At 67.8% G+C, this 6,662-nt stretch carries 5 protein-coding genes; 2 read left to right on the top strand and 3 right to left on the bottom strand.

All coding sequences use genetic code 11. From position 1 onward, the window contains the following. Positions 1–488: 488 nt before the first annotated feature. The gene (locus ACFVXA_RS37565; protein ID WP_390028494.1) at positions 489–770 is read right to left on the bottom strand and encodes a hypothetical protein; all 282 of its coding nucleotides are present in this window, start codon (positions 768–770) and stop codon (positions 489–491) included. A gap of 128 nt (positions 771–898) precedes the next feature. Between ACFVXA_RS37565 and ACFVXA_RS37560 the strand changes: the two genes are divergently transcribed. Continuing rightward, positions 899–1,462, top strand: a complete 564-nt coding sequence (locus ACFVXA_RS37560) for a hypothetical protein (RefSeq protein WP_390028493.1) — start codon at positions 899–901, stop codon at positions 1,460–1,462. Then, positions 1,459–4,116, top strand: coding sequence for a Helicase associated domain protein (locus tag ACFVXA_RS37555; protein WP_390028492.1), 2,658 nt, complete (start codon positions 1,459–1,461; stop codon positions 4,114–4,116). The genes ACFVXA_RS37560 and ACFVXA_RS37555 overlap by 4 nt, the downstream gene beginning before the upstream one ends. Positions 4,117–4,177: 61 nt before the next feature. Here ACFVXA_RS37555 and ACFVXA_RS37550 read toward each other — a convergent pair whose 3' ends face one another. Next, complete coding sequence (locus ACFVXA_RS37550; RefSeq protein WP_390028491.1) at positions 4,178–4,744, bottom strand: TIGR02391 family protein; 567 nt, start codon at positions 4,742–4,744, stop codon at positions 4,178–4,180. Positions 4,745–5,199: 455 nt separating this feature from the next. Beyond that, the gene (locus ACFVXA_RS37545) at positions 5,200–6,507 is read right to left on the bottom strand and encodes a helix-turn-helix domain-containing protein (RefSeq protein WP_390028489.1); all 1,308 of its coding nucleotides are present in this window, start codon (positions 6,505–6,507) and stop codon (positions 5,200–5,202) included. Positions 6,508–6,662: the final 155 nt, after the last annotated feature.

Raw genomic sequence — 6,662 nt, 5'->3', positions numbered from 1 at the left:
GAGCGGGTACCACATCGCTGCGCGATGTGCAAGCGAATCCCCGCGCTGCGCGCGGGGATTGCGCTCCCGCTCCGCGGGAGCGCCGGCGGTTCGCTGCGCTCTCCGCTCAACCCGACTGCTGCGCAGTCAGGTTGGCCCCACCCCCTGCGCTGCGCTTCGGGGGTGGGGCTGCTGCGCAGCCTGACCCGGCCTGCGTCCGGGCTGTGCGGTCCTTCGCTGCGCTCTGGACCGCGGGCCTCGCGCTGCGCGCGAGGCGGTGCGCCGCGCTCCGCGCGGCTTGGGCTGGCAGCAAGGAGGTGGTCCGGGGTGATCGGTCGTCAGCTTCTGAGGCCTTGATGGCGGGGGTGTCCTGCTCTTTCACTCTGAGGGTTTCCCGGCGGGCATCCACGGTTTCGGGGAGGGCGCCGGGGCCTGCACAGCGCTGCGGAGCATCTCTTTCAGCGTTTTCGGCGGGGCTTGCTTCTCCTCTTGTGAGTGCATCAACCGGGCTACTGACACCCGTATATGACACTCACGGTTCCGCTGCTTAAGGAGCACCACCCAGGTCCCGTCCGGGGTGAGGAAGGCGTGCCGGGCTGGGTGTGCCGGGCGAGGACTCCCGGCAGGTAGTGCAGGGCTGCGTCCTTGGCTGCTGCGGTGGCTTGCTCCTGGTCGCCGTTGATGTGGTGAGTGCCTACCAGCATCCATCGGTGCAGTTTCAGTTCCACGCCGTCGGCGCGTTCTGTCTCTCTGGTGTCCTCTTCAATGAGGACGTACCACTCATCGGTCATGATCGAATCATAGCTTTCTTCTGGGGTTCTCCGGAGGCTTCTCAATTTGATGCAGCATGTAGGGTTGGCAGAAATAAGGGATCCCCTGTGGCGCATCAGAACCGCACTGCGGAATGAGGAGGATAGGCGTGTTGATCTATGAGTATCTTCCCCACGAACTCGTCCGGCTGGGGGTGGTCTCGAAAGCCGCCGGGCTCGATCTCGGTGCGGTGGCCGCACAGGTGTGTCTGGCTCAGGAGCGTTCCGGGAGCGCGCGGCTGGCCCCTCGCGAGCCTCACAATCTGAGCGAGCTGCTCATCGCAGAGTTGCGGCGTCTTCAGTGGGAGCGGATCGCGGCTCTCATGAACAGGGAAGGGATGGCCGTGTATGCGCCCGCTCGTGATGCACGTGGCGGCCGATACGAACCGCAGCGGCTGCAGCGGCTGGTGAAGGATGTGGCGGAGGCTGAGCGGTCGGGGAGCGGCGCTGTGGAGATCACACGGCACCGGGTCTACCGGATCGATGCCCGGCCCGCTGCCGAATCGACCGCGCACGTACCGGTCCTCACGCTCCATCTGATGGAGGCAACATCCGACAGTGCGGCCGAGAAAGCCTGGATCCTCCACGGACGAGACAGCGGCCTCTACCAGCGCGGCGGATACCGGATCACCTCCGTCGAACAAGCCCTTCCCGAACCCGGAGAACTCTTTTGATCCAGCTCCGAGAACATCAGGTGGCTCAGAAGTCGAGCTTCCGGAAATGGGTCGGCTTTCCTGCAAGATCACCTGTCCCCCCTGAGGGGGCGCGGGGCACGATCGTGTCCGCGACCGGATCGGGCAAGACGATCACGGCCGCCGCCTGCGCCCTGGAGTGCTTTCGCAGCGGACGGATCCTCGTGACCGTGCCAACCCTGGACCTGCTCGTGCAGACCGCCCAGGCATGGCGCCTGGTGGGCCACCGCACGCCGATGGTCGCAGTGTGCTCGCTGGACAACGATGCGGTGCTGAACGAGCTGGGGGTGCGTACCACCACCAACCCGATCCAGCTCGCCCTGTGGGCCGGGCACGGACCAGTCATCGTGTTCGCCACATACGCCTCCCTCGTGGACCGCGAAGACATCGACGCACCCGAGGGCCAGAAGGTTCGCGGACCGCTGGAGGCCGCCCTGGCGGGCGGAGACCGGCTGTACGGACAGCAGATGGGCGGCTTCGACCTCGCGATCGTGGACGAAGCCCACGGCACCGCCGGTGATCTTGGGCGGCCGTGGGCGGCGATCCACGACAACCAGCGGATCCCGGCGGACTTCCGGCTCTACCTGACCGCGACCCCGCGCATCCTCGCCGCCGCCCGCCCGCAAAAGGGCGCGGACGGCCAAGAGGCGGAGATCGCGACCATGGCCGACGACCCGGACGGCACCTACGGCGCGTGGCTCGCCGAACTCGGTCTCTCCGAGGCGATCGAGCGCGAGATTCTCGCTGGGTTCGAGATCGACGTGCTGGAGATCCACGACCCCTCCCCCGTCCTCGGGGAATCGGAGGAGGCGCAGCGGGGCCGGCGTCTGGCGCTCCTGCAGACCGCCCTGTTGGAGCACGCGGCGGCGTACAACCTGCGTACGGTCATGACGTTCCACCAGAAGGTGGAGGAGGCCGCGGCGTTCGCGGAGAAGATGCCTCAGACGGCTGCGGAGCTGTACGCCAACGACGCCTCAGACGACGACCTAGCCGCCGCGGACCGGCTGCCGAAGTCCTCCATCGACGCGTCGTTCTACGAGCTGGAGGCCGGCCGACACGTACCCCCGGACCGGGTGTGGTCGGCATGGCTGTGCGGCGACCACCTCGTGGCCGAACGACGCGAGGTCCTAAGCCAATTCGCCAACGGCATCGACGCGGCCGGCCGCCGGGTCCACCGCGCGTTCCTCGCCAGCTGCCGTGTGCTCGGAGAAGGCGTCGACATCACCGGCGAACGGGGAGTCGAGGCCGTCTGCTTCGCCGACACCCGCGGCTCCCAGGTGGAGATCGTCCAGAACATCGGCCGCGCGCTCCGCCTCAACAAGGACGGCACCACCAAGGTCGCCAGGATCATCGTGCCGGTGTTCCTGGAGCCGAACGAGGACCCCATCGACATGGTCGCCAGCGCCAGCTTCCGCCCCCTTGTAGCAGTCCTCCAAGGCCTTCGCTCACACGATGAACGTCTGGTCGAGCAGCTCGCCTCCCGCGCCCTTACTAGCGGGAAACGCAAGGTCCACGTCCAGCGTGACGAGGACGGGCGGATCGTCGAGGCCGTCGGCGAGAGCGACGGCGAGGACCAGGAGCAGGACGACACCGACGCCGCTGCCGAGTCGGCCCTGCTGCACTTCTCCAGCCCCCGCGACGCGGCGACCATCGCGGCGTTCCTGCGCACCCGGGTCTACCGGCCCGAGTCGCTGGTGTGGCTGGAGGGCTACCAGGCCCTGCTGCGCTGGCGCCAGGGGAACGAGATCACCGGCCTCTACGCCGTGCCCTACGACGTTGAGGTCGAAGTGGGGGTGACGAAGGATTTTCCCCTTGGGCGATGGGTCCACCAACAGCGGAAGGCCCTGCGGGCAGGTGAACTGGAGGAGCGGCGCAAGACCCTGCTGGACGCACCCGAGGCCGGGATGGTGTGGGAGCCGGGCGAAGAGGCGTGGGAGGCCAAGCTCGCCGCGCTCCGCTCCTACCACCGGGCCACCGGGCACCTCGCACCCCGACAGGACACGCTCTGGGGCGAAGGCGAGGCAACGGTACCCATCGGGCAGCACATGGCCAACCTGCGCCGAAAGGGCGGCCTGAGCAAGGACCCGAAGCGGGCAGCGAAGCGCGCGCAGCAGCTAACCGCGATCGATGAGGACTGGAACTGCCCCTGGCCGCTTGACTGGCAGCGGCACTACCGGGTGCTCGCCGAACTCGTCGACGCCGACGGCCACCTGCCCGGCATCGCACCCGGCGTCCTCTTCGACGGCGACGACATCGGACGATGGCTCCAGCGACAGAAACAGCCGACTACCTGGAAGCAACTATCCACCGAGCAGCAGGAACGACTGACCGCGCTGGGCATCAAGGCCGCTGAGGACCCGTCTCCCGCCCCGGCAGCCGCCCGTGCGACGAAGGGACCGAACAAGGCGCAGCAGGCGTTCCAGCGCGGCCTGGCAGCCCTCGCACAGTGGGTGGAACGGGAAGGCGCCCGCCGGCCTGTGCCGCGCGGCCACGATGAGCAGATCACGGTCGACGGCCAGGCAGAGCCGGTGACCGTGAAACTGGGCGTATGGATCACCAACACCAAAACCCGCCGCAACAAACTCACGGCAGAGCAACTCGACGCGCTGCGGGAACTGGGTGTGGAGTGGGCGTAGAAACAAATGGCGAGGGGCCGGAGGGCACTGTGGCCAGATACTCGCTGGCCCCCGCGCGGTGTCAAGGTCCTTCGCACTCGTCGATCCAGTGTGCGAGGAGGCTTAGGGCTGCAAGGCGTTCCAGTGCCTGCTGGGCGGTCATCTCGTCGGAGGCCACGTGGGTGGCGGTGTTGCGGACGGTCATGTTGAGTCCGGGCGCGTACTTGGACAGACCGTTCTGCATGGAGCTGACCGTACGGTCATTCGGGTCCCCGGGCCATGTCAGCACCGGACTCTTGGCGTTGAAGACCTTCTCGTAGACGTTGGTGGCGTCCATGTTGGCCAGCCCAGTGCGGGTCTTCAGCTGGGAGATGAGGGTTTCGGCGGCGCTTTGGACGGCGAGGCGGAAGTGGCCGTCGAGCCAGAGCTTCCGGGCGGCTCCCCAGATCGTCGGGTGCATCGCCTCCACTCCGGTGGTCGGAGGGAGTTCGGCCTCCGCCTTGTCCGTCAGCGCCTCCAGACGGCCCAGGATCTGCTCTGCGGAGTCCAGCACATCGCTCGGTTCGAGCAACGGCTTCGGGGTGATGACGGTCTTCCAGGCCGCGATCGGATCCACGGGCTCGGGAAAGCCGACGACACCTACGTACATTCGGGTCAGGCCAGGGGCCGCCGACGCACGGCCAGCTGCGCGCGCTACCCGGTCTGCGGCAGCCTGAAGCACTTCGGGCAACACGCCTTCCCGGGCGACTGCGGCAGGCAGGAGGCCCCGCCCGAAACCCGCGTCCTTCGTCTCCGTGTGGAGCTCCATGAATGCCTTGAATGCCTCTTTGAACTCAGTCACAGCTTCAGCGGTCTTGCGGAGGTACTCGGGGTTCCGGGAGGCGTCCATGCCGCTGATCGTGTCACGTGCCTGGAAGGTTGATACCCGACAATGCCGAGCCGCCGGTGCGGCACCACCATGACAAGTGCGACATGGTGCTGCACTTGCAACTGCGCCCTGATCGAGCAGTACGGACCGCCCTCCGACAGGCCGCTTACCGCTCCTGCCTCGCCTGACCGCGGGCCTTCGAGGCCCGGGGTCTCGTGCTGCCGGTCGGCAGGTGGCTACCGCAGTGAATGCCGGAGGCCCTGGAGCCGGTCGATCAGGATCTCCCCTTCGGGGGTCAGGACGTGAGGCTCGTGCGCACCCATGTCGGCCAGGAGGTCGGAGACGAGTGCGCAGGCCACGACGACGGCCTCTCGCTGGTCGGTGACGAGAGCGGCGAGATCGCCGGTGGTCTGCGCAGGGACCGATGGGAACCGCATCGCGGGGCCGTGGGGGAAGGCGTGCTCTGACGCGATCAAGTGCACGGGCTTGTCGCTGTCGTCGAAGCGGTGGAGCGCAGCGGACAGCACTAGGTCGCCAACCGATCCGGTTTCCGCCGCCCAAGCCGCAGCAGCCTGTACCAGCGCCACGAGGTCGAGTTCGAGTCCGCTCTGGAACAGCCGCTTGGGGCCGTCGTCGTTGGTGTGGTCGCTCTGGAGGTTGATGGGCAGCACCGCGTAGAAGCTGCCGTCCTGGTGGAGCTGGCCGGTCGGTACGCCCTCGAAGCGGACCTGGCGGCGGCCGACCAGCACGGGGCGGGCCGGCTGCACGTTGGTGGTCACTCCTTCACCAGCGAGCTTGACGAAGCGGTCGAACGCCGCGTCCCGATCCACTCGCGTGGTCACGGGATAGCTGCCGCGGACGGCCGGAACAGCGGCCAGGCTGACCCAGCCCGGGTAGTAGGTCGCCTTGGGGCTGCCGCCGTGGGCCGTGCTGGTCAGGTAGCCCGACAGGTAGTCCAAGCCCGCTTCAGCGACCTGGTGGAGGCGGTCGACGTCGTCGAAGGCGGCCTGGAAGCGGTCACGGTAGCGCTGGGCGATCTCGGATTCGGCGAGGGTGCGGGTCGTGGTGCCGTGCCGGACGTGGACGCGGAAGTGGTAGTCGTTGCCCGGAGCCGCGACCGCGTGCGGGACCTGGGGGCTCGGGGGCACGGTGAGCACCCAGTAGATCTTGCCCACCTCGCTCGCGGACTTCACCGGCCGTACGCCCACGTTGGGAACGACGGGCTGAATCCAGTTCGCGAGCACCGAGCGGATCCACTCTTCGCCGCGGCCCGGGACCGGTTCAAAGGGGGCCAGGGCGTGGGCGTGGTCCTGATCGCCGTCGTCGACACCGATGACGACCATGCCGCCGGCGGTGTTGGCCATGGCGGACACGTCCTTGGCAAGCTCCTTCTTGGCCGCCTCGGTGCCCTTGTAGAAGTCCTTCTTCCAGTCGAGGTCGACACCTTCGGGGATGTGGTTCTCGACCGCACGCTGCAGATCGGCCTCGGTTAGGTCGTCGGGGCATCGTCCCAGAGCGGCAGTGAGTCGTGCGGGCAGGGCCATCGGAACTCCAGTGTGTTCACCACATGCTGCTGGCGCTCGCCAGCCAGATCACGCTAAACGGGATCACCGGGCCGTCACCACGCATTTCCGGTACTGAGCGCGCTGCCTGTCATTGGGCGTGCCCAGGGCCAGTTGGACGGGCTGGTCGTGACGCT

This window comes from Streptomyces sp. NPDC058246, from assembly GCF_042881985.1.
In the GTDB taxonomy this organism is placed as follows: Bacteria; Actinomycetota; Actinomycetes; order Streptomycetales; family Streptomycetaceae; genus Streptomyces.
This window is presented reverse-complemented; position numbering and strand designations above follow the sequence as displayed.

Excerpts from the sequence above, each read along its gene's own strand:
- ACFVXA_RS37565 (WP_390028494.1), bottom strand. The coding sequence starts at position 770 with ATGACCGATGAGTGGTACGTCCTCATTGAAGAGGACACCAGAGAGACA.
- ACFVXA_RS37550 (WP_390028491.1), bottom strand. The coding sequence starts at position 4,744 with ATGTACGTAGGTGTCGTCGGCTTTCCCGAGCCCGTGGATCCGATCGCG.
- ACFVXA_RS37545 (WP_390028489.1), bottom strand. The coding sequence starts at position 6,507 with ATGGCCCTGCCCGCACGACTCACTGCCGCTCTGGGACGATGCCCCGAC.